This window comes from Streptomyces sp. NPDC050504, assembly GCF_044458065.1.
Classification (GTDB): domain Bacteria; phylum Actinomycetota; class Actinomycetes; order Streptomycetales; family Streptomycetaceae; genus Streptomyces.
On sequence record NZ_JBITHO010000001.1, the window covers coordinates 1,093,223 to 1,116,572 of the forward strand.

Genomic DNA, 23,350 nt, shown 5'->3' on the forward strand with positions numbered 1-23,350 from the left:
ATGTACGCCGACCGCATCGTGCGCGCCGCACGGATCGAGAACTTCGACGCCGCCCCGGACCCCGGTACCGGCTCCCGACCCGCATCGAACCCCGCATCGAACCCTGACCTGGACTCCGCCCTGGCCATCAAAGACGGCAGGATCCTCGCGGTCGGAGGGGCCGAGCTGCTCGACCGCCACAGGGGCACGGAGACGGACGTCGTGGAGTTCCCCGGGGCGACCCTCACCCCCGGGCTGACCGACGCGCACGCCCACCCGGTGTGGGGGTCCATGGAGATCGGCGGCGGCCTGGACCTCGGCGGCCTGGACACGCTGGAGCGGATCTGCGCCCGCGTCGCGGACCGCATCGCCGCGAGCCCGCCCGGCGCCTGGATCACGGGCTACGACCTGGACGTCAACGCCTTCGACGGAGAGCCGGACGGCGAGGTCTTCCAGCGGCGCTTCCCCGGGGTGCCGGTGTCCCTGATGACCCGCGACGCCCACGCCCTCGTCATCAGCCCCGCCGCGGTGGAGCTGGCAGGGCTGAGCGGCGCGGAGACCTTCGACGACGCCTCGGAGGTCGTCGTCGGCGCGGACGGCCGCCCCACCGGATACGTCGTCGAACTCCAGGCCATGCGGCTCGTCTTCGACCACTACCCGCACGTCCCGCTGCCGACCGCCGCCGGACACGTGACCACCCAACTGCGCGCGCTCGCCGCCGGCGGCCTCACGGGGCTGCACGCGATGGACTTCACCGACCCCTCCGAAGCGGTCTACCGGGAGATCGAACGGACCGGCGACCTGCCGCTGCGGATCCGCTGCTCGCCGCTCGTCCCCGCGGACTCGCGGCGCGACACCTGGGAGTCCGTCGCGGCCCTGCAGGGCCTGGCCGGGCGGCGCTGGCACGTCGAAGGCGTCAAGTTCATGCTCGACGGCACCGCGGACAACGGCTCGGCCTGGTTCGAACACCCCGACTCCCTGGGGCAGAACCGCCGGCCGCTCTGGAAGGACGTGGACGGATACCGCACGGCCGTGCGGTACTTCACCGAACGCGGCATCCCCACCGCCACGCACGCCATCGGGGACCGCGCGGTGCGGTTCGCGCTCGACGCGATCGAGGAGGCGGGCAGCGCGGGGCGCGCCCCGCACCGCATCGAGCACGTCGAGTCGATCCCCGACGACCTGCTGGGGCGCTTCGCGGAGCTGGGCGTCGTGGCCAGCCTGCAACCGGTGCACGCCACCCGCATGACCCGGGCCGACCAGAGCGACAACTGGTCCAGGCGGATCGGCCCCGAGCGGGTCGCCCACGGCTGGCGCACCCGCGACCTGATCGACCGCGGCGCGGCCGTGGCGCTCGGCTCCGACTGGCCCATCGGCGTGGGCGACCCGCGCGTGGCCCTCGCCGACGCCCAGCTGCGCCGCCCGGTCGAACAGCCCGACGCCCGGCCCGTCCAGCCCGACCAGCGGATCGACGCGCGCGAGGCGTACGCGGCGATGACCCGCGTCACCGCCGCGGCGGCGGGCGCGGCCGACCGCCTGGGCCGGATCGCCCCCGGGTACACGGCCGACCTGACCGTGTTCGCCGCCAACCCCCTCGACCTGACCCCCGAACAGCAGGCCGCCAACCGCGTACTCGCCACGTTCATCGACGGCCGCGTGCTGCGGCACGACACCCAGGAGACGGCCCAGTGACCTCCGCACCGCTCAACTCCTCCTCGTCCGGCGTGCCGTTCGACCCTTCCTCGTCCGAAGTGCCGCCCGTCCCTTCCGGCCGACGGCCGCACGTCATCGCCGACGCCGCCGACCCCCGTGAGCGCGGGCGCGTCAGGGGCGAGCGGCTCGCGGCGCACCTGCACGGCGCGATCCGCGCGTACGACCGGCTCTTCGCCCTGGGCGGCATCGGCCCCGCCACCGTCACGGACGACGCCCACCGGACGCTCGACGCCGTCGACGCCTTCCGGCCCGCCCTGCGCGAACAGATGGAGGGCATCGCGCAAGGCGCGGGCGTCGATCCGTGGCGCGTCGCGGCGCTGAACGCCCGGACCGAGATCCTCGCCCGCAGCCGCGCCGTCCCGCCGGGGGAGTGTTCGACCGTCGTACGCCGTATGCCCACGGCCGACGGGGACGTCACGCACATCGGCGTACAGACTTGGGACTGGCACGTCGAGCTCGGCCCGTACTGGCACACCCTGCACTCGCTCGGCGGCACCCACTCCTACGCGGGCATCACCGAACACGGCATCCTCGCCAAGATCGGCGTGAACAGCGCGGGACTCGCCCTGCACTTCAACATCCTCGGGCACCGGGACGACCGCGTCGGCGGCATCCCCGTGCACGTCCTCGCCGCGCTGGTCCTGGAAGAGGCGGACGACGCCGACCACGCGCTCCACCTGCTGCGCGACGCCCCCATCGCCTCGTCCGGCTCCTTCATGCTCTTCGACGCGCGCCGCGCCCTGCTGCTCGACATCAGCCCGGAGGGGATCTTCGAGGCGCCACGGGCGACCGGGGGAACCCATCTGCGCACCAACCACTTCCTCACCCCGGCCCCCGCCCGGCACGAGAAGTCCTGGCTCTACCAGCCGGACTCGGGCGAGCGCTACGCCTTCCTGCGCGACCGGCTCGTACGCGACGCGGCCGACGCCGACGAGGCAGGTGCCGGGTCGGCCACCGACGCGGACGCGCTGCTCCGACTCCTCGTCACGGGCCCCGGGGAGCCGCCCGTGACCTGCGTCCCCGACATGAACAGCCCCCTGGGCCAACGCTGGGCGAGCCTCGCCACCGTCGCCCTCGACCCCGCCGCGCGCACGGCACGCGTCCTGGACGGCACGCCCGCGGAACACGCCACGCGCCCCTGGCGCGTCCTGCGCGCCTGAGCCGTACGGGACGGCCGCCCGGCGCAGCCGCGGGGCGGCGGGACGGTGATGTCCCAAAACCACCTGTTGGGCGTGGTGTTGGCGGTTAGCGTGGGGATCATGAGTGACGTGGAGACGACCGCGGCGGAGCGCGCCCGTCCGGCCCGGGTGACGGCCGCGGAGCGCATCGCGGCCGAACTGGGGTTCAAGAAGAGCTGCATTCCCGAGGTGGGCAGGCTGCTCGCACTGGCCGCCGCCGCGAAACCGGGCGGAACCGTCGCGGAGAGCGGCACGGGCTCGGGCGTGGGCACCGCCTGGCTGCACAGCGGACTGGGCCCCGGCGCCCGCCTGGTCTCCGTGGAGCGGGACGGGGAACTGGCCCGGCGGGCCGCCGGGCTCTTCGCGGACGACGAGCGCGTCGACGTCGTCACGGGGGACTGGCGGCTGCTGGAGCGGCACGCCCCGTTCGACGTCTTCTTCTGCGACGGCGGGGGCAAGCGCGACGACCCGGAGAGGGTCGTCCAACTGCTCGCCCCCGGCGGCATCCTGCTCCTGGACGACTTCACGCCGTCGGTTCACTGGCCGCCCAGGTTCGAAGGCGAGGCGGACGAACTGCGGCTGTTCTACCTGACGCACCGGGCCCTGGCCGCCACCGAAGTGCTCACCACTCCCAGCAGCGCGGCGCTCGTCGCGACGCGTCGCGCCTGACGCGCCCCGGCCCGCGCCCCGAGTGCGCCCGCTTTGATCACTTGCGCCAGAAGAGGTGGTGCTTCACCCCGCTAGGGCTGGGCACGATCTCCAAGTGGAATCGGTCGAGGAGCTCGTCGGGAGACTCCCACAGGCGTGCTCCGGAGCCGAGTTCCACCGGCGAGACCGCCACGTGCAAGGTGTCGACGAGGTCGGCGTCGAGGAACTGCCTGATGAGGGTGGCCCCGCCGCCGAGCCGGACGTCCTTGCCCTGTGCGGCCTCGCGGGCCTGATCGAGGACCGTGGCCGGGTCGGCGTCGACGAAGTGGAACGTGGTGTCGGAGAGCGTGAACGAGGGACGCGGGTGGTGGGTCACGACGAACACCGGGGTGTGGAACGGGGGTTCGTCGCCCCACCAGCCCTGCCAGTCGTGGTCGAGCCAGGGCCCCCGCTGGGGGCCGAACTTGTTGCGGCCCATGATCTCGGCACCGATGTTGCGGGCGAAGTCCCGGGTGAAGTAGTCGTCGAGCCCGCGACTCCCGCCGGGCTCGGTGCGGTTGGGCCAGCTGGCCGTGGCACCGGCCCAGGAGAACATGGTTCCCGGGTCGGCGTGCCCGAAGGGCCGTTCAAGACTCTGGCCCTCGCCCGCACCGTAACCGTCGGCCGAGACGTTGAAGTTCTGTACCCGCAGCAGCTGTTCCATGGGCTTCCTTCGTGCGGAGTCGATCCGGTCGACAGTGAGACTACGTGCATCGGGAAAACTCATCGCTGCTGCCGAGAAGAAGACGTCCGGGCTGGTCAGCCCGGCCGCAAGACCCTGAGCGGTGACGGTGTCTGACTCCCCATCAGTCAATGAGTTCCCCACGGGCCCCTTCCGTTGCCATGTGAAGTGTGCAATTTTACATCCGCGCCGTTCGTGATCCCGGCAGTCCCGGGGGCCTGACCTCCCCCTCTGCCGCCACGTTCAGCGCGTCCCCCCACGCCGTGCCCCCACGCACGGCCGCACGATTCTGGAGGCCCTTCAGCATGCGCAGTTCCCCCACAATGACCGTGCGAGACCTCGCACGTGTCCTGATAGCCGCCCTGGTCGCCTGTCTGGGGCTCGGCCTGCTCACCCCCACCGGGCAGGCCGCCGCAGTCGGACCCGAGGCCAAGACCAAGGCCCCGCGGCCGAGTTCGCAGCCCGGCCCGCTGCCCGCCAGCGCCACGGCGGACAGCGAGGCACTCGCCCCCGCCACCACCCGGGCCGCCGACCGCAAGGCGGCCGACCCCCAGCTGTCGCCGCAGCGCGGCACCAAGGACGCCCTGCGGCGCGCCCGCGTCGACATCGGCCCCAAGTCCGCCGCGGCCTGCAACGTCAGCGACTTCGCGTCGAAGACCGGTGGCGCCCTGGTCCAGCAGATCAAGGACTCGGAAACCGACTGCATCAACTCGTTGTTCACGGTGACCGGTTCGGACGCAAAGTCCCTGTTCCGCGAGGAGCAGATGGTCACGGTGGCGAACGCGCTGCGCGACGTCGCCGCCAACTACCCCGGTGACAACACCACGTCGGCCGCCCAGGTGGTGCTCTACCTGCGCGCCGGTTACTACGTGCAGTGGGGACAGGCCGACACCGTCGGTGACTACGGCCCCGCCCTCAAGAGCGCGATCCAGGGCGGCCTCGACACCTTCTTCGCCTCCCCGCGCGCCTTCGACGTCACCGACGCCAACGGCGCGACCCTGTCCGAGGCGGTCATCCTCGTCGACAGCGCCGAGGAGAACGCCCGCTTCCTCAACAGCGTCGTCAAGCGCCTGCTGAACGCCTACGACTCCTCGTACGACAGCTCCTGGTACATGACCGCCGCGGTGAACAACACCTTCACCGTGCTCTTCCGCGGCCACCAGGTGCCGGAGTTCGTCTCCGCCGTGCAGGCCGACCCGAGCGTCCTGACCCTGCTGCGCGACTTCGCCGTCAAGCACGAGAAGCTGCTCGGCACCGACAAGTCCTACCTGGTCAGCAACTCGGGCCTCGAACTGGGCCGCTTCCTCCAGCACGACGCGATCAGGCCCGCCGCCACCCCGCTGGTCAAGGAACTGCTCGCCCGCAGCTCCATCACCGGTCCCACCGCCCCGCTCTGGGTCGCCCTGGCCGGGGCCACGTACTACTACGACAAGGAGAACTGCTCCACCTACGGTACGTGCGACCTGGAGAAGCGGCTCCGTGAGGCCGTGCTCACCGTCAAGCACTCCTGCGGCCCGTCGCTGAACATCGTCGCGCAGCAGGTGTCCGAGGCCGAGCTGGCCGCCTCCTGCGACAGCCTGCTCAAGCAGGACGCCTTCTTCCACGGCGTGGTCAAGGACAACGGCCCGGTCAAGGACGACAACAACACCACCCTCGAAGTGGTCGTCTTCGACTCCAGCGCCGACTACCGGACGTACGCCGGGATCATCTTCGGCATCGACACCAACAACGGCGGCATGTACCTGGAAGGCGACCCCTCCAAGGCGGGCAACCTGCCGCGCTTCATCGCCTACGAGGCGGACTGGGTGCGCCCCGAGTTCCAGATCTGGAACCTCAACCACGAGTACACCCACTACCTCGACGGCCGCTACAACATGTACGGCGACTTCGAGGCGGGCATGACCACGCCGACCGTGATGTGGGTGGAGGGCTTCGCCGAGTACATCTCCTACTCCTACCGCGACGAGGTCTACGAGAAGGCGGTCGCCGAGGCGGGCAAGAACACCTACCGCCTCAGCCAGCTCTTCGACACCACCTACCAGAACGCCGACTCCACCCGCGTCTACCAGTGGGGCTACCTGGCCGTCCGCTACCTGATCCAGTCCCACCCGCAGGACGTGGCCACCCTCCTCGGCCACTACCGCGCCGGTGACTGGGACGCCGCCCGCACCTTCCTCACCAGCACGATCGGCAACCGCTACGACGCCGACTTCGCCGACTGGCTGAGCCGGTGCGCGGCCGGCGAGTGCGGCACCGCCCAGCTGTAGGACGCACGACGACCGTCTGACACGTACCGCTCGACCCGGTGCCCCGTCCGTGAACAACGGACGGGGCACCGTCGTGTCCGGGGCGCCACCGGTACCACGGCTCCCGCCTCCTCCCCCGCACGGGCGAGGGGGACGGTCCGCGCGGATGATCCCCGGCCCGCGGTGCCGCACCAGGATGGAGCCATGGCCCTGAAGATCATCCACACGCCCCCGCCCGTCAACGACACCGCGCGGCCGGTCCCCCGCTGGGCGCTGCGCCTGGCCTACGCGCTTCCGTTGATCCTGCTGCCGTCGTGCCTCTGGCGGCTCCCCTTCGCCCTGCACTTCGAGATGGGGCAGATCCACGACGGGGGCATGCCGGACTACTGGGTGAGCATCCCCTACGTCCTGGCCCTCAGCGTCCTCAGCGAAGTGATCGCGATCCTGACCGTCGGACTGGTGCGCGGCTGGGGCGAAGTGGCGCCCTCGTGGATCCCGTTCATCGGTGGCAGGCCCGTCCGGCCGGCGGCGGCGACCGTCCCCGCCGTAGTCGGCGGCCTGATCCTCACCGCGCTGTTCACCAACGTCCCGCTCGGCGAAGGCCGCAACCTCACCGTGTACGGCATCGTCGAAGGCGTCGGCTACACCAGCGGCGCGTGGCAGGCACTCGCGACGGTGTGCGTCTCGCCGATCGCCCTGTGGGGACCCGTCACCATCGCCCTCGGCGTCGCGTACCACCGCCGCCGCAGGGGAGAGCACCACCTGGCGGCGTGAGCGCCACCACCCCGTACGCTTGCGCACCGTGAAACAGCCGAACGAGACGCGAAAGCGGCGCTTCCTGGTCCTCCACGACTACGGGATGGGCGGCCTGTGGTGGTGGGTGTGGGCGCGGTCCGCCGAGGAGGTCGTCGAGAACTGCGCCGAGGTCGAGGTGGTCACGGATCCGGACGCGCTCGCGCGCGCGGGCACCTGGTCCCTGGACGAGGTGCACATCGACGCACCGCACCCCAACCCCCTGTCCGACCTGCGCGCCCAGCGCGAGGCGCAGCGCGACCAGCCGGGATTCGGCGCCCTGGTGGGGCGGGAGCTCGTGCACCTGCGCTGGCTGGAGGACGGCGACGACCAGGTCTGCCTGCTGGAACTGGGCCCGGACGGACGGAAGGTGCGGGAGGTCGAGATCGGCCCGGACGGCGACGCCGTCCGCACGGGCGTGGACGACTGGCTGTTCAACCCGCCCTTTGACCTCTTCGACCCCCAGTACGCGCCCATGGAGATCAGCCGCGCCGCCTTCGACGAGGCATGGCGCACCGCCCGCCACGAACCGCAGGAGTAGCCCGCCGGGGCAAGGCGGCCGAGCGCGGTTCCAGGGCGCTGAAACCGCGTTGAAGCCGTACTGAGTCCGCCCCGCCGCAACCTCTGCGGCATGACGACCAAGGCAGCACCGACAGCACGGCCCAGCGCGCCGCCCCCGCTCGCCGTATCGGCCACCGGGCTCCGCAAGTCCTACGGCGGCAAGACCGTCCTCGACGGCATCGACCTGGCGGTACCCGCCGGGTCCGTCTTCTCCCTGCTCGGCCCCAACGGCGCGGGCAAGACCACCGTCGTGAAGATCCTGTCCACCCTCATCACCGCAGACGGCGGCCAGGCGCGGATCGCGGGCCACGACCTGGCCGCCGAACCGCAGGCCGTACGGGCCGCGATCGGCGTCACCGGGCAGTTCTCCGCCGTCGACGGACTGATCACCGGCGAGGAGAACATGCTCCTCATGGCCGATCTGCACCACCTGTCCAAGCGGGAGGGACGGCGGGTCGCCGCCGAACTCCTGGAGCGCTTCGACCTCGTGGAGGCCGCGAAGAGACCCGCCGCCACCTACTCCGGCGGCATGCGCCGCCGCCTCGACATCGCCATGACGCTCGTGGGCGACCCCGGGATCATCTTCCTCGACGAGCCCACCACCGGCCTCGACCCGCGCAGCCGGCGCACCATGTGGGGCATCGTCCGGGAACTGGTGTCCGGCGGCGCCACCGTCTTCCTCACCACCCAGTACCTCGAAGAGGCCGACCAACTCTCCGACCGCATCGCCGTGTTGAGCGACGGCCGGATCGCCGCCGAGGGAAGGGCCGAAGAGCTCAAGCGGATCGTCCCCGGCGGGCACGTGCGGCTGCGGTTCGCCGACCGGTCCGCCTACGCGTTCGCCGCGAGCGCCCTGCGCGGCTCCACGGCCGACGACGAGGTGCAGGCGCTGACCGTCCCCAGCGACGGCAGCCAGCGCGAACTGCGCTCCGTACTCGACTGGTTGGACTCCGAAGGCATCGAGGCCGACGAACTGACCGTGCACACCCCCGACCTCGACGACGTGTTCTTCGCCCTGACCGGCGGCACCGACAAGACCGGGAAGGCCGTCCGATGACCCCCGCGACCTCCGCGCGCCCCGCGGCCCGGTCGCGCGGCGCGGGCCCGCTCGCCCTCGCCGTGCGCGACTCGAACACGATGCTGCGCCGCAACCTCCTGCACGCGCTGCGCTACCCCTCGCTCACCCTGAACGTCCTGCTGATGCCGATCGTCATGCTGCTGCTCTTCGTCTACGTCATGGGCGACGTGATGAGCGCCGGCATCGGCGGCGGTGACGCCGACCGCTCCGCGTACGTCGCCTACCTCGTCCCGGGCATCCTGCTGATGACCATCGGCAGCGTCCCGGCCGGATCCGCGGTGGCCGTCTCCATGGACATGACCGAGGGCATCATCACCCGCTTCCGCACCATGGCGATCCACCGGAGCTGCGTGCTCGTCGGGCACGTCGTCGGCAGCGTGCTGCGGGCCGTCATCAGCGTCGTCCTCGTCGGCGCGGTCGCCGTCGCCATCGGCTTCCGGTCCACGGACGCCACGCCCCTGGAGTGGCTGGCGGCCTTCGGACTGCTCGCCCTGGTCGCCACGGCGTTCACCTGGATCGCCGTCGCAATAGGCCTGGCCAGCCCGAACGCCGAGGCGGCGGGGAACAACGCGCTGCCGCTGCTCGTCCTGCCCTTCATTTCCAGCGCCTTCGTCCCCATCGAAATGATGCCCGGCTGGTTCCAGCCGATCGCCAGGTACCAGCCGTTCACCCCCGCCATCGAGACCCTGCGCGGCCTGCTCCTGGGCACCGGGATCGGCGACAACGGCATCGCCGCGGTCGCCTGGTGCGTCGGCCTCGCCGCGCTCGGCCACTACTGGTCGGTCTCGCTGTTCAACCGCGACCCGAGATGAGCGCGCGGGCTGCCTCCCGCAGCCCGTCCCGCCCCACGGCGGCGTACTCCGACACCGCGTCGGCGTACGCCGCCCCGTCGGCGTCCTCGGCCGCGCGCCGGGCGCGGGCCGCCGACATCGTCGGCTGGAACCCGCGCAGCACCCGCAGCCGCTCGGCCAGCGCGACCGTCCGTACGGCCTCCGCGCCGCCCCCGCCACCGGTCGCCAGCCCGGTCGTGCCGAGCGCGTGCAGCACCGTCCCGATCACCGGCAGCTGCCCCGGCGCGGCCCGCACGTCCGACGGGTCCCGCAGCATCGTCCCCAGTCGCTCCCGCAGCCGGTCCGCGGTCCGTGCGACGAGCCGGGTCCGCCCGGCGTGCGCATGCGCCGTCACCGCGGCCGACTGGATCTCCAGCGCCCACGGATCGCCCCACGGATCGCCCCCGGGCAGCGCGCCCGCCGTCTCCGGCAGCCGCGCCACGGCCGCGCGCCACAGCCCGAGTCCGTCCTCCACCCGTCCCCTGGCGAGCGCGATCTCGGCGCGCACACCGAGATCGGGGCCGTAGAAGGCGCTGGTGGCAGGCGCGCCGCCGCTCTGGGCCCGCCGCGCCCAGTGCTCGGCCTCGTCCGGGTCGCCGCGCTGGAGGCAGGCGAGGGCGAGAGCCCAGCGGATGCCGATGTAGTCGTGCTCGTCGCCGAGCCTGGGCAGCAGGTCCAGGGCCGCCTTCAGCGCCGCGTACGCCCCCTCGCCCTCGCCCGTCTCCAGGCACAGCTCGCTCAGCCGCGAGTGGCCCATGACCTGGAGCGGCGGGCTGTCGACCGGTGCCAGCGCGGCGATCATCCGGCGGGCCGACGCGAGCGCCCGGTCGGCGTCGTGCTCGTACTCCCAGACGTAGCTGGCGACGCACTCGGCGATGCCCGCGAGCAGCGGCCGCCCGCTCGCGCAGAGCCGCCGCAGCGCCGCGTAGTCGGGCGGCCGCATCTCGGGGATCGCGCCGAGCACGACGGCGGCGGCGCGCAGCAGCGTGTCGGGCGGCGCCTGGGGCAGGCGGCGCAGGGCGACGAGATGGCGCGCGGAGCCCCGGCCGTAGTCCATGAACAGGATCGCGGTGCACAACACCAGGGCGGCGCGGGTGACTTCGACGTACTCGGCCTCGGGGCGGTAGCGGGACAGCGGCGGTCCCGTGTCGGTGGCGAGGGCCGCGAGGCGGGGCGAGTTGGAGTCGGTGAGCCACAGGGCGGCGAGCACGGCGGTCAGCGCGGCGGTGGTGGGGCCGTCCTCCCGGTCCAGGGCGTACCGCAGGGCCAGGACGAGGTTGTCCTGCTCGGCGCCGATCCGCTCCCGGGCCGCCAACGGCTCGGGGCCGAAGGGCCAGTCGTGGTGCGCGGTGCCGAACTCCCGCGCCCAGGCGAGGAACCGGTCGAGCGCCCCGTCCTCCTCGCCCGCCTCGTCCCGGCGGGCCGCGCTGAACTCCCGCACGGTCTCCAGCATGCGGAACCGCACGCCGAGCGGGGTGTCGGCGACGGTGAGCAGCGACTGGCCGGCCAGCTGCTCCAGCAGGACCAGCGCGTCCCCGCCCAGTACGTGCTCCGCCGCCGCGCCGCTGAAGCCGCCGGGGAAGACGGACAGCGTGCGCAGCGCCGCCCCGGCGTCCCGGCCGAGCAGGTTCCAGCTCCACTCGACGACCGCGTGCAGCGTGCGGTGGCGCTCCGGGGCGTCCCGCGCCCCGCCGCGCAGCAGCGCGAACCGGTCCCCGATGCGCCGCGCGATCTCCGGCACCGACAGCACCCGCACCCGCGCCGCCGCCAACTCCACGGCGAGCGGCAGGCCTTCGAGGTGGCGGCAGAGCTCGGCCACCGCGTCGGGCGGCAGCAGGACGCCGGGCCGGGCGGCCCTGGCCCGCTGGGCGAACAGCTCGGCCGCCGTGTCGGGACCGAGCGCGGGGAGCGCGTACACCGCCTCCGACGCCAGGCCGAGCGGGGCCCGGCTGGTGGCGAGCAGCCGCAGGTCGCGCGAGGACGCGACCAGGGCGCGTACGAGATCGGCCGCGCCCCCGACGACGTGCTCGCAGTTGTCGAGCACCAGCAGGGCGGGCTCCGTGCCCAGGGCGCCGAGGATGCCGGTCACCGGGTCGGCCGGGGCGCGGTCGCCCACGGCGCCGCGCCGCCCCTCGCCCGCCCCCAGCGCGGCGGCCACCTCGGCGGCCACGTCCGCGTCGGCGGTGACCCCGGCGAGCGGCACGAAGTGCACGACGCGCTGCTCGGCCCCGCGGCCCACGGCGTGCGCGAGCCGGGTCTTGCCCAGGCCCCCGGGGCCGACGACGGTGACGGCGCGGGACGCGCGCAGCAGGTGCGCCACCGCGGCGACGTCCTCCTCCCGTCCCAGCAGCGGGTTGGGCTCGTGCGGCACGCCGTGCCGGACCGGGGGCGCCTCGTCGCGCAGCAACTGACGCTGTACGGCCTTGAGTCCGGCGCCCGGGTCGGCGCCGAGCCGGTCCCGCAGCTCGCGGCGGTACGACTCGTAGCGCGCGAGCGCGGCCCCGGGACCGGCGGTCGCCGCCTCGCAGCGCAGCAGTTCGGCGAGCACCTCCTCGTCGCGGGGGTGCTCCGCCGCCACCTCGGCCAGCGGCCCGGCCGCCGCCGCGTACCGCCCGAGCCGGGCGAGCGCGAGGGCCCGCGCCCGTACGAGCGCCCCGCGCACGGGGGCGCGGGCGGCGCGCAGCGCGGCCACGGGGTCGTCGCCCCCGCCGGGCTCCACGGGCGCGCCCTCCCACAGTGCGAGACCGGCCTCCGCCTCGGCCAGCGAGCCCGCGTGCTCCCCGGCCCCGGCCAGGGCCGCGCTCGCGGCGGCGTGCAGCAGCAGGGCGGAGCTGTCGACGCGGTCGGCGGCGAGGGCGAGCCGGTACCCGGTGGGCGTGCTGGCGATGACGTCGGCGCCCAGCTGCGCGCGCGCCCTGGACACGAGGACCTGCACCGCCTTGCCGGGCCGCTGCGGCAGCGCGTCCGGCCACAGCCCGGCGACCAGGCGCTCGGTGCTGCACCCCGCCCGCAGGTCGCCCGCGAGCAGTGCGACGAGGCCGCGGACCCGGGGCGCGGTGACCTCCTGCCCGCGGTGGGCGACACGCGGCAGCAGGGTCAGGTCGATGGCCATCCGTGCAGAGTAGCCAAGTCCGGAGGGGCGGCGCCGGGGCGGTGGCGCACTCCGTCCGGGTGTCCGTGCCGGACGGTACGGGGCGCCTGCACGGATCATCACGCGCCGTTACGCATGAATGCCGTATGGACGATCCTTTCGCTCTGGAAACCCTGTCGGTGCGAGCGGTGCCACCGGGCGCCGACGAACCCGCTCCCGTCCCTTGCTGTGATCCCGTGTGCCCTGTCCTGTGCTCCGCTCCGTACGCTCCGGCCGTCGCGTACGACCCGTCCGCCGTGTACGACCTGGCGGCCCCGTACGCCCCGCTGGCCGTGCCGGGGTTCCCCGAGCTGCCCGAAGCGCCCGAGCCGGGGAGCGCGGAGCGGTGAGCGCGCGCCCGGGGCCGGGCGGGGCCGGACTCAGGCCAGGCAGGGCCGGGCCGCCCACAGCTCGCGGGTGCGCTCCAGCGCCTCCGCCGCCTGCCGCTGCCGGGGGAAGGACCGCAGCCGGTGCGACAGATGGGCCAGCGCCTTGTCGGCGCGGGCCGAGCGGAGCTGGCTGCTGTGGTCGAGGAGCGAGTGGAGGTGGACGCACGCCTCCTCCAGGTGCCCCGCGTCCAGCAGCCGGTCGGCGAGGCTCGCCTGGGTCAGCACGTAGAGCCTGCGCCGGGACGAGGGACGGTGGCGCGCGGCGTCCCGCAGCGCCGCGAGTCCGCCGCGGCGGTCGCCCAGCGCGTACAGGGTCTGGGCGTGCTGGTACTCCAGGCCCGCCTGGGGGTACGCGGAGAAGGGCCCAGGCGGGCTGGTCGCCCTGCCGTGCTCCTGCTCGGCCGCCGCCAGGTCGGCCAGGGCGCCCCTGCGGTCCCCGTCCGCCGCGCTCGTCAGGGCGCGCTGGGCGAGCAGGAACGCACGCGTGGCGGGGGTGGCGTCGGGGCCCGCCGCGTCGGCCGCGGCTCGGGCGAGGCCGTGCGCGTGGTGCGCGTGGCCCAGGCGCAGCGCCTGGGAGCTCATGGCGCGCAGCGTGACGGCGTAACTGGTGTGGTCGTCGGCGTTCAGGGCGAGGGAGAGCGCCGCGCGGTAGTACTGCTGGGCGAGGCCCTGATGCCCGGCGTCGGTCGTCATGTTGGCCAGCAGGTGCGTCAACTGGGCGCATTGGACCAGGATCTGACGGTGCAGCACGGGTGGCGCGGGGGCCGACGCGATGCTCGTCGCGTCGTCGGCGAGGTAGGCGGCGAGCGCGGTGCGGGCGTGGGCGCCGCCGTAGCGGTCGCAGAGCGTGGCGAACGTCTGCGTCATGTCCTTGAGCACCTGTATGTCGGCGCTGTGGACGCGCTGTTCGGCCCCTGTCCGCTGCTCGGTGCCCGCCCACTGGGCGGGGATGCGGGCGGGCAGTCCGGGGAGCGCCACGGCGGTCAGCGTGTAGGCCGTGCGCGCGAGGAAACCCCGGCGCGCCGGGTCGGCGTCGTCCCTGGCGAGGGTGTTGAGGCGGAGCACGGGATCGGCCTCCTGGAAAGGAGTGGGCCGGGGCAGCAACTGTTCCCGGACGGCAGGGGTGAGCCCGGTGTCCTCGACGGGGACGAGGCGGCGGATGCGCTGGCTCAACGCCTGCGCGGCGAGGTGCGGCACGGCGCCCTGGGGGTGTGAACCCGCCAGCCAGTGGGCCACGGCGGTGCGTCTGTAGTGCAGGTCCAGCCCTTGGGCCGCGCCCAGGGAATTGACCGCTCGGGCCAGATCGGCGGCGCTCCAGTCGGCTTCCTTGAGCAGCGCGGCGAGTCGGTGGTTGGGGTCGTGGCGTGACATGTGGCGGCCCTTCCTCCGGCGAAGTACCAAGGACATGCGGGCCCGTGCGGTGCCGGGCTTGACGACTGGGAAGGGGTCGGGCCCGGACGGTTCGGCCCGCGCGGCGCGGCGGCGGCACGGAAGCGGACGCGGGCTCGAAGGGACGCGGGCGAAGCCGTCAGCGTCCCACGGCGGCAGGTCGCGCGGGTCTTCTTCGCCTCCGCGCGCCCTCCTTCTGCTCCTGATGCGGACGCGCACCACCCCGTGCGCCGGAGGCGTCCCGCCGAGCGGGCGGCCAGCCGAATTCACTTGTGCACAAGCGTTGTTCGCGTTGGCGCCGCCACGCTTCCGGGGCCGTTCCCCCCGGTACCCGGCCGGGTGCTTCATGGAAGGACCCGGCCCCCAGGGCACCTTCCGCCGTCCCCCCCCCCGCTGCGAGGCCCCGATGACCGTGTCCACCACCTCCCTCACGTACCCCATGCTCACCGAGGTCGAAGGCCCCGAGGCGCTGCGCACGCTGTCGTACGAGGCGCTGGGCGCGCTCGCCGACGAGATCCGCGCACTGCTCGTCGAGAAGGTCACCGCGGTGGGCGGGCACCTGGGGCCGAACCTGGGAGTGGTGGAGCTGACGCTCGCCCTGCACCGGGTCTTCGCGTCCCCCCGCGACACGCTGCTCTTCGACACCGGCCACCAGACCTACGTGCACAAGCTCCTGACGGGCCGTGCGGCGCTCTTCGACGGCCTGCGGCAGCGCGACGGGCTCTCCGGCTACCCCTCGGGCGCCGAGTCCGCGCACGACGTCATCGAGAACTCCCACGCCTCCACCGCCCTGTCCTACGCGGACGGCCTGGCGAAGGCCCGCGGGCTGACCGGCGAGACGGACCGCGCCGTGGTCGCCGTCATCGGCGACGGGGCGCTGACGGGCGGCATGGCCTGGGAGGCGATGAACAACATCGGCGCGCACCGGGACCGCCCGGTGGTCGTCGTGCTCAACGACAACGAACGCTCGTACGCGCCCACCGTCGGCGCCCTCGCCGACCACCTCCAGCGGCTGCGCGGCGAACGCTCCATGCAGGACTGGCTCACCGGGAACGGCCGCTCGTCGGGCGTGCCGACCCCGCTGCCGGTAGCGGACAGCCTCTTCGAACTCCTCGGCTTCGGCTACGTGGGCCCCGTCGACGGCCACCACCTGCCCTCGGTCGAGGAGGCCCTGCGCGTCGCGAAGGCGGCGGGCCGACCGGTGGTCGTGCACGTGGTGACCGTCAAGGGCAAGGGGTACGCCCCCGCCGAGACGGACCGCGCCGAGCGCATGCACGCCGTGGGCGTGCTCGACCCCGCGACGGGCCGCCCCAGGACACCGGGCGGCGCGCCCACGTGGACGCGGGTGTTCGGCGACGAACTGGTCCGCGTCGGGGAGGCCAGGCGCGACCTGGTGGCCGTCACGGCCGCGATGCCGGGGCCCACCGGCCTCGGCGGCTTCCGGGACCGGTTCCCCGAACGCTTCTTCGACGTGGGCATCGCCGAGCAGCACGCGGTGACGTCCGCGGCGGCCCTGGCCATGGCCGGGCTGCACCCCGTCGTCGCCGTGTACGCCACGTTCCTCGGCCGGGCCTTCGACCAGGTGCTGATGGACGTGGCGCTGCACCGCCTGCCGGTCACCTTCGTCCTGGACCGCGCCGGCATCACGGGCCCCGACGGGCCCAGCCACCACGGCATGTGGGACCTGACGATCCTCGGCGCGGTGCCCGGCATGCGCGTCGCCGTGCCCCGCGACGCGGACCGGCTGCGCGAACTGCTCGGCGAGGCCGTCGCCCACGGGTCGGGACCGACCGCGCTGCGCTTCCCGAAGGCGGCGGTCGACACTCCCGTACCGGCGCTGCACCGCACGGGCCCCGTCGACGTGCTGTACGAGTCCGGGGTGCGCGACGTCCTGCTCGTCGCCGTCGGCCCCCTGGCGGGCGCCGCCCTGGACGCGGCCCGCCAACTGGCCGCCCGGGGCATCGGCGTCACCGTCGCCGACCCGCGCTGGGTCCTGCCGGTGCCGCCCGAGCTGACCGTGCTCGCCGCCCGCCACCGGCTGGTCGTCACCGTCGAGGACAACACCCGCTCGGGCGGCGCGGGCACCGCCGTCGCCCGCGCCCTGTCCGACGCCGGATCCACCGTGCCCGTACGCGTCCTCGGCCTGCCCGGGAGGTTCACCCCCCACGGCACCCGCGCCGAACTCCTGGCCGCCGCCGGGCTCCACCCCGCGGGAATCGTCCACTCCGTCCTGCGCGCCCGCGCCGGCCGCCCCCATCAGGAGCAGGAACCCAGGCACCAGGACCAGGAGTCCCGGCCGTCGCGACAGGAACAGGAGACCCGGCCATGACCATCGACCTGGGCCTGCCCACCACCCGCCCCCGCACCGCCGAGCGCCGCTCGTCCCGGCAGATCCACGTGGGCCCCGTCCCGGTCGGCGGCGGCGCGCCCGTCTCCGTACAGACCATGACGACCACGCTCACCGCGGACGTCGACGCGACCCTCCAGCAGATCGCCCAGGTCACGGCGGCCGGCTGCGACATCGTGCGGGTCGCGGTGCCCTCGCAGGACGACGCCGACGCCCTGCCGCGCATCACCGCCCGCTCGCCGATCCCGGTGATCGCCGACATCCACTTCCAGCCCCGGTACGTCTTCCAGGCCATCGAGGCGGGCTGCGCCGCCGTGCGCGTCAACCCCGGCAACATCAGGAAGTTCGACGACAAGGTCGCCGAGATCGCCGCGGCCGCCTCGGACGCGGGCGTGCCGATCAGGATCGGCGTCAACGCGGGCTCGCTCGACCCGCGCCTGCTGAGGAAGTACGGCCAGGTCACGCCAGAGGCGCTGGTGGAGTCCGCGCTGTGGGAGTGCTCGCTCTTCGAGGAGCACGGCTTCCGCGACATCAAGATCGCGGTCAAGCACCACGACCCGCTGACGACGATCGCCGCCTACCGGCTCCTCGCCGAACACTGCGACTACCCGCTCCACCTGGGCGTGACCGAGGCGGGCCCGGCGTTCCAGGGCTCCGTCAAGTCGGCGGTCGCCTTCGGGGTGCTGCTCGCCGACGGCATCGGCGACACCATCCGCGTCTCGCTCTCCGCCCCGCCGGTGGAGCAGGTCAAGGCGGGCTGCCACATCCTGGCCTCGCTCGGCCTGCGCCCCAGGAAGCTGGAGATCGTCTCCTGCCCCGGCTGCGGACGGCTCCAGGTCGACATCCACCGGCTCGCCAACCAGGTCGAGGCCGCCTTCGACGGCTTCCCCCATCCACTGCGCGTGGCCGTCATGGGCTGCGTCGTCAACGGTCCGGGCGAGGCCCGCGAGGCCGACATCGGGGTGTCGTCGGGCAACGGCAAGGGCCAGATCTTCGTACGCGGCGAGGTCGTGCGCACCGTGCCCGAATCGAAAATCGTCGAGGCGCTGCTCGACGAGGCGCTGAAACTCGCCGCGGCCGCGGAGGAAGAGACCGGAGCCGACACGGACGCCGAAGGGGCGCAACGGCAGGGCGCGTGAGAGGGCCCGCCCGCCCCACGGACCGATGGAGATCAACCACAGGGAGGAAGATCCGTCATGACCATCCAGCAGGAGCCCATCACCACCGAACCCCACGACGAACAGCGCCGGTTGAGCCTGAGCACCAAGGCCGCCCGCAACCTCGCGACCACCACCAAGACCGCCCCGCAGATGCAGGGCATCACCTCCCGGTGGCTGTTGCGCATGCTGCCCTGGACCAATGTGTCCGGCGGCACCTACCGGGTAAACCGGCGGCTGTCCCTCGCGGTCGGCAGGGGCCGGGTGAGCTTCATCCAGAACGGCGCGGACGACGTGCGGATCGTGCCGGAGACGCTGCGCGAGGTGCCGGTGCTGCGCGGCTTCGAGGACGACGAACTCCTGGCCGAGCTGGCGTCGAAGTTCACGGTGCGCGACTTCCGCGAGGGCGACGTGCTCACGGAGGCCGGCACGCCCGTCGAGGAGGCGTACCTCATCGCCCACGGCCGCCTCAACAAGTACGGCACCGGAAAGTACGGCACCGAGGAACTGCTCGGCGTCATCGCGGACGGCGACCAGATCGGCGAGGAGGCGCTGGGCCAGCACGCCGACCCGCTCTGGCTGCACACCGTGAAGGCCACCACGTCGGGCACCCTGATGGCGCTGTCCTGGCGGGCCTTCCAGGACCTGCTGACCCGCAACCAGGCCCTCGCCGACCACATCGAGCGGTACGTCGTCAACTCCCGCCGCCCGACGAACCGGCGCGGCGAGGCGAACGTCGAGGTCGCCGCGGGCCACTCCGGGGAGCCCACGCTGCCCGGCACGTTCGTCGACTACGACCTCGACCCCCGCGAGTACGAGCTGAGCGTCGTACAGACCGTGCTGCGGGTCCACTCCCGGGTGGCCGACCTCTACAACGACCCGATGAACCAGCTGGAACAGCAACTCAGGCTGACCATCGAGGAAATGAGGGAACGTCAGGAGTGGGAGCTGCTGAACAGCCGGGAGTTCGGGCTGCTCCACAACACCGCCTACGACCAGCGCATCAACACCTGGTCCGGACCGCCCACCCCCGACGACCTCGACGACCTGCTGAGCATGCGGCGCAAGACGCGGATGCTGCTCGCCCACCCCAAGGCGATCGCCGCGTTCCTGCGGGAGTGCAACAAGCGGGGCCTCAACCCCGGTTCGACCCTGGTGGAGGGGCACGAGGTGCCCGCCTGGCGCGGCGTGCCGATCTTCCCGTGCGGCAAGATCCCCGTCACGGACTCGCACACCAGCTCCATCGTGGCGCTGCGCACCGGCGAGGAGGACCAGGGCGTGGTCGGGCTGCACCAGGTCGGCATCCCGGAGGAGTACGAGCCGGGGCTCAACGTCCGCTTCATGGGCATCAACGAGCAGGCGATCATCTCCTACCTGGTGAGCGCCTACTACTCGACGGCGATCCTCGTCCCCGACGCGATCGGGATCCTGGAGAACGTCGACGTCGCGGCACGCAGGTCATGACGGCCGCACAGGACCGTCCGCACGGGCCCGGGAGCGGCGGCGCGCTCCCGGGGCCCCGGGCGGGGTCGGGCGCGAAGCGCGGTGCCGTACCGGCTCCGCGGACCGCGTCCGTCCCGGCCCCGGGGGTCACGTCCGCCCCCGGTACCGCGTCCGTCCCGAAGTCCTCGGTGCCGCTGCTCAGGCCGCCCGTGCGCCCGGCCGGAGGCGCGGCGGGCCGCACGGGGACGCCCCCGGCGCCCCGAAGCACCGGGAACGCCGCCCGGCGCGCCCCACAACCCGCCCCCGGGGCACCGATGCCCGCCCCGGGGGCGACCGAAGCCGCTGTGCGCGACGCGCCCCGGAGCACACCCCCGGTCCCCGGCGACGGGGGCGCCGCCCTCGGACTGCTCGGTGTCGTGCCGGGGCTGCTCGGCTCCCTGCCGGGGGGCGCCGCCGACCCCTCCCACCCCCTCGTGCGGCTCCTCTCCGGGCCCACGGGACTCGGCACCTCGTCCCTGCGCTCCCTCCACGGCCGTACTCCGGGGGCTACAGCGCCCGGTGGGGACCGACCTCCCTGTGTCCCCACCGGGTCCCCCCGGGGCGACCCAGCCGCCTCCGGGCACTGTGGCACCGTCGGTTCCTCGAAGGCGCGCATCCCGGAGCTGTACTGCCCCGACGCACTGCGCGACGACCCCGCCCTCGGGGACGCAGTCGACGACCGCCTCGTACGGTGGTGGGGCGAGGAGATCGACCCGGACGCCTCGCCCGACCAGCTCGGCCGCATGCGCGACGCGGGCTTCGGCCGGCTCATGATGCTCTGCCACCCCGACAGCGACGACGTGGACCGGCTCGCCGCCGCAGGCATGTGCGCCGTCGCCGAGTGGGCGGTCGACGACCTCTACCAGGACGGCGACGAGGCCGAGCCCGAGCCGGAGAAACTGGGGCCGCGCCTCGCCCTGGCGTACGGCGCCATGTCCCCGGCACGGCTGCCCCCGCCGCCGTACCTGAGCCAGTACGAGGAAGTGCTGCGCGGGGACCGGGTGCTGCGCGCGATCCGCTCCTCGTGGACCAACCTGGCCCGGTACGGGACCTCGGTCCAGGTGTTCCGGCTCCGCCACGAGCTGGCCATCATGTTCGTCGCGTACAACCAGGAAGCCCAGTGGCAGATCACCCGGCGCATGCCGCCGGTGTGGGAGTTCCTGCTGCACCGCTGGGAGAACGCCTTCTGCCCCTGCATGGTGCTCACCGACGTGGTCGGCGGCTACGAGGTCCCGCCCCACGAGTACTTCGACCCCCGGGTGCGGCGCGTCGTCGCGACCGCGGGCGTGTGCAGCGTCCTCGTCAACGACATCCACTCGCTGGACAAGGAAGAGCGCATCAACGAACTGGACTACAGCATGCCCCGCGTCCTGATGGCCGAGGACGGCTGCTCGCTCCAGGAGGCGGTGGACCGCACGGCGGACTTCCACGACGAGCTGATGCGCTACGTCGAGGCCGAGTCCGCGGCGCTCGCCGCCGCCGGCACCCCGCTGCTCGGCCGCTTCCTGGCGGGCCTGTGGGCCTGGATGGGCGGCGGCAAGACCTGGCACGCCAGCAGCAAGCGCTACCACCCGGACCCGGTCTCCTGACCTTTCCCGCACCCCGCACCCTGCACCCCGCACCCTTCATCCCGCGCCCGTGCGCACACCGAAAGGAACCCCCTCATGACCGTGCAGGACGTCTCGCCCGCCGGCGCCCTCGTCAGCCCCTACCAGCGGTCGGTCGCCGACTACTGGAACCGCGAGAAGAACCCCGTGAACCTCCGCCTCGGCGACGTCGACGGCTACTACCACCACCACTACGGCATCGGCGACGCCGACTGGTCCGTGCTCGAAGGCCCCGAGGAGACCCGGGACGAGCGCATCGTCGCCGAACTGCACCGCCTCGAATGCGCCCAGGCCGACTTCCTGGCCGACCACCTCGGCGACGTCGCCCCCGGCGACCGGCTCCTGGACTCGGGCTGCGGGCGCGGCGGCGGCAGCCTCGTCGCCCACCAGCGCTTCGGCTGCCGGGTGGACGGCATCTCGATCTCCCGCACCCAGGTCGACTTCGCCAACGAACAGGCCGCGAAGCGCGGCGTCGGGGACAAGGTCGGGTACCACCTCAAGAACATGCTCGACTCCGGCTTCGAGACCGGCTCGTTCCGCTCGATCTGGAACAACGAGTCGACGATGTACGTCGACCTGTCGCTGCTCTTCGCCGAGTACGCCCGCCTCCTGCGCCACGGCGGCCGGTACGTCACCATCACCGGCTGCTACAACGACACCTACGGGCTGCCCTCGCGGGCCGTGAGCGAGATCAACGCCCACTACATCTGCGACATCCACCCCCGCAGCACCTACTTCAAGGAGATGGCGAACAACCGGCTCGTGCCGGTCGCCGTCGTCGACCTCACCGAGGCGACCATCCCGTACTGGGAGCTGCGCGCCAAGTCCTCGCTGGTCACCGGCATCGAGGACGCGTTCCTCACCGCGTACAAGAACGGCAGCTTCCAGTACCTGCTCATCGCGGCCGACCGGGTGTGAGACCCGGCCACGACGACCCTCCGCGCGGGCCGTGACACGGCTCCGGCCCGCGCGGAGGGGAAAGGGAAACCGCCATGCCCTCCACCCCCCTGGCGTCGGCGGCGCTCGACCTGGACGACGTCCGGGCCGCCGTCGACGCGACGCTCAGCGGCTATCTCGACACCCTCGAAAGGACCGTCCCGCACCCCCGGCTCGCCCCGCTCGTCGCCACGTTGCGGGGATTCGTCGAAGCGGGCGGCAAGCGCATCAGGCCCCTGCTGTGCGTGGCGGGCTGGCACGCGGCGGGCGGCACGGGAAGCCGGTCGGCCGTACTGCACCTGGCCGCCTCGCTGGAACTGCTGCATGCCTCCGTGCTCATCCACGACGACATCATCGACGCCTCGGCCACCCGCAGGGGCGTGCCCACCGCCCACCGCTCCCTCGCGGCGCTGCGGGCGAGCCAGGGACCGCGCGCTGCCCTGCGGTTCGGCTCCAGCTCGGCGCTCCTGCTCGGCGACCTGACCTTCGTCTGGTCCGACCAGCTCCTGCGCGACGCCGGGCTCTCGCAGCGGGAGCGGGACGCGGTGCTGCCGGTGGTGGACGCGACCCGGCGCGAGGTGCTCCTCGGCCAGTACCTCGACCTGCTCTCCACCGGCACGCCCAGCGACGACATGGACACGGCGCTGGCCATCACCCGCTACAAGACGGCCCACTACACCGTCGAACGCCCCCTCCAGGCCGGCGTGGCGCTCGCGGGGGCGGGCGAGCGGCTCCTGCCCGCCTGCTCGGACTTCGGCATCCCGCTGGGGGAGGCGTTCCAGCTCCGTGACGACCTGCTCGGCGTCTTCGGCGACCCCTCGCACACCGGCAAACCCATCCTCGACGACCTGCGCGAGGGCAAGCACACCCCGCTGATCGTGCTCGCCCTGCGGCGGGCGACGCCCCGGCAGCGCACGGTGCTCGAAACCCACCTGGGCCGACCGGGCCTGACCCACACCGGCGCGGCGTCCGTGCGGGCGGTCCTCGTCGCCACCGGGGCCCGCGACACCGTCGAGGAGATGATCGAGAGCCGCCACCGGCAGGCACTCGCGGCGCTGGAGCGCTCCGGGTTCCGGCCCGATGCCGCCGAGGCCCTGCGGAGCCTCGCCGACGCCGCCGTACGCAGGGCCACCTGACCGGCCGGGTCCGCCCCCGTCCGGCCGCGCG

The 23,350-nt window shown here is 73.5% G+C and carries 18 protein-coding genes; 15 read left to right on the forward strand and 3 right to left on the reverse strand.

Features of this window, described 5'->3' with window-relative positions; all coding sequences use genetic code 11:
- The 3 genes from ACIBNE_RS04490 to ACIBNE_RS04500 all read left to right on the forward strand — a co-directional run bounded on the left by ACIBNE_RS04490 (window position 1) and on the right by ACIBNE_RS04500 (window position 3,539).
- Window positions 1–1,671 carry an amidohydrolase gene (locus ACIBNE_RS04490; RefSeq protein ID WP_399269394.1) on the forward strand — a complete coding sequence of 557 codons (1,671 nt, stop codon included), beginning with the start codon at window positions 1–3 and terminating at the stop codon, window positions 1,669–1,671.
- Entirely contained in the window at window positions 1,668–2,852 is a 1,185-nt protein-coding gene (locus ACIBNE_RS04495) for a C45 family autoproteolytic acyltransferase/hydolase (protein WP_399269396.1), read from the forward strand. The genes ACIBNE_RS04490 and ACIBNE_RS04495 overlap by 4 nt, the downstream gene beginning before the upstream one ends.
- Before the next feature lie 99 nt (window positions 2,853–2,951).
- Window positions 2,952–3,539 (forward strand): O-methyltransferase, encoded by a 588-nt coding sequence (locus tag ACIBNE_RS04500; RefSeq protein ID WP_399269398.1) that lies wholly within the window; start codon window positions 2,952–2,954, stop codon window positions 3,537–3,539.
- A 37-nt stretch (window positions 3,540–3,576) separates the two neighbouring features.
- Here the strand turns inward: ACIBNE_RS04500 and ACIBNE_RS04505 are convergent, their stop codons facing one another.
- A complete protein-coding gene (locus ACIBNE_RS04505; protein WP_399269400.1) occupies window positions 3,577–4,221 on the reverse strand; it encodes a dihydrofolate reductase family protein in 645 nt (214 codons plus the stop codon).
- A 341-nt stretch (window positions 4,222–4,562) separates the two neighbouring features.
- On the opposite strand from ACIBNE_RS04505, the gene ACIBNE_RS04510 reads away from it, so the two are divergent.
- From ACIBNE_RS04510 to ACIBNE_RS04530, 5 genes are all read left to right on the forward strand, one after another.
- A complete protein-coding gene (locus tag ACIBNE_RS04510) occupies window positions 4,563–6,506 on the forward strand; it encodes a collagenase (protein ID WP_399269402.1) in 1,944 nt (647 codons plus the stop codon).
- A gap of 183 nt (window positions 6,507–6,689) precedes the next feature.
- Window positions 6,690–7,259, forward strand: a complete 570-nt coding sequence (locus ACIBNE_RS04515) for a hypothetical protein (RefSeq protein WP_399269404.1) — start codon at window positions 6,690–6,692, stop codon at window positions 7,257–7,259.
- A gap of 28 nt (window positions 7,260–7,287) precedes the next feature.
- On the forward strand, window positions 7,288–7,818 hold the full coding sequence (locus ACIBNE_RS04520; RefSeq protein WP_399269406.1) for a hypothetical protein: 531 nt from the start codon (window positions 7,288–7,290) through the stop codon (window positions 7,816–7,818).
- Between the two features lie 90 nt (window positions 7,819–7,908).
- On the forward strand, window positions 7,909–8,895 hold the full coding sequence (locus ACIBNE_RS04525; protein WP_399269408.1) for an ATP-binding cassette domain-containing protein: 987 nt from the start codon (window positions 7,909–7,911) through the stop codon (window positions 8,893–8,895).
- Complete coding sequence (locus ACIBNE_RS04530) at window positions 8,892–9,728, forward strand: ABC transporter permease (RefSeq protein ID WP_399269410.1); 837 nt, start codon at window positions 8,892–8,894, stop codon at window positions 9,726–9,728. Before ACIBNE_RS04525 ends, ACIBNE_RS04530 begins: the two co-directional genes overlap by 4 nt.
- Here the strand turns inward: ACIBNE_RS04530 and ACIBNE_RS04535 are convergent.
- A complete protein-coding gene (locus ACIBNE_RS04535) occupies window positions 9,709–12,858 on the reverse strand; it encodes an ATP-binding protein (protein WP_399269412.1) in 3,150 nt (1,049 codons plus the stop codon). The genes ACIBNE_RS04530 and ACIBNE_RS04535 overlap by 20 nt on opposite strands.
- Before the next feature lie 215 nt (window positions 12,859–13,073).
- Between ACIBNE_RS04535 and ACIBNE_RS04540 the strand changes: the two genes are divergently transcribed.
- On the forward strand, window positions 13,074–13,226 hold the full coding sequence (locus ACIBNE_RS04540) for a hypothetical protein (RefSeq protein ID WP_399269414.1): 153 nt from the start codon (window positions 13,074–13,076) through the stop codon (window positions 13,224–13,226).
- A gap of 30 nt (window positions 13,227–13,256) precedes the next feature.
- Here the strand turns inward: ACIBNE_RS04540 and ACIBNE_RS04545 are convergent, their stop codons facing one another.
- On the reverse strand, window positions 13,257–14,636 hold the full coding sequence (locus ACIBNE_RS04545; protein ID WP_399269416.1) for a hypothetical protein: 1,380 nt from the start codon (window positions 14,634–14,636) through the stop codon (window positions 13,257–13,259).
- A 424-nt stretch (window positions 14,637–15,060) separates the two neighbouring features.
- On the opposite strand from ACIBNE_RS04545, the gene dxs reads away from it, so the two are divergent.
- The 6 genes from dxs (at window position 15,061) to ACIBNE_RS04575 (ending at window position 23,319) form a co-directional block, all read left to right on the forward strand.
- The gene (gene dxs / locus ACIBNE_RS04550; RefSeq protein WP_399269418.1) at window positions 15,061–16,983 is read left to right on the forward strand and encodes a 1-deoxy-D-xylulose-5-phosphate synthase; all 1,923 of its coding nucleotides are present in this window, start codon (window positions 15,061–15,063) and stop codon (window positions 16,981–16,983) included.
- Window positions 16,980–18,140 (forward strand): flavodoxin-dependent (E)-4-hydroxy-3-methylbut-2-enyl-diphosphate synthase, encoded by a 1,161-nt coding sequence (ispG, locus tag ACIBNE_RS04555; protein WP_399269420.1) that lies wholly within the window; start codon window positions 16,980–16,982, stop codon window positions 18,138–18,140. Before dxs ends, ispG begins: the two co-directional genes overlap by 4 nt.
- Before the next feature lie 57 nt (window positions 18,141–18,197).
- Window positions 18,198–19,622: a family 2B encapsulin nanocompartment shell protein gene (locus tag ACIBNE_RS04560; RefSeq protein ID WP_399269422.1), complete on the forward strand. Its 1,425-nt coding sequence runs from the start codon at window positions 18,198–18,200 to the stop codon at window positions 19,620–19,622.
- A 323-nt stretch (window positions 19,623–19,945) separates the two neighbouring features.
- Window positions 19,946–21,229 (forward strand): family 2 encapsulin nanocompartment cargo protein terpene cyclase, encoded by a 1,284-nt coding sequence (locus tag ACIBNE_RS04565; protein ID WP_399269424.1) that lies wholly within the window; start codon window positions 19,946–19,948, stop codon window positions 21,227–21,229.
- Window positions 21,230–21,304: 75 nt separating this feature from the next.
- Complete coding sequence (locus tag ACIBNE_RS04570; RefSeq protein ID WP_399269427.1) at window positions 21,305–22,165, forward strand: geranyl diphosphate 2-C-methyltransferase; 861 nt, start codon at window positions 21,305–21,307, stop codon at window positions 22,163–22,165.
- A gap of 74 nt (window positions 22,166–22,239) precedes the next feature.
- Window positions 22,240–23,319, forward strand: a complete 1,080-nt coding sequence (locus ACIBNE_RS04575; RefSeq protein WP_399269429.1) for a polyprenyl synthetase family protein — start codon at window positions 22,240–22,242, stop codon at window positions 23,317–23,319.
- The last annotated feature ends 31 nt before the right edge of the window (window positions 23,320–23,350 follow it).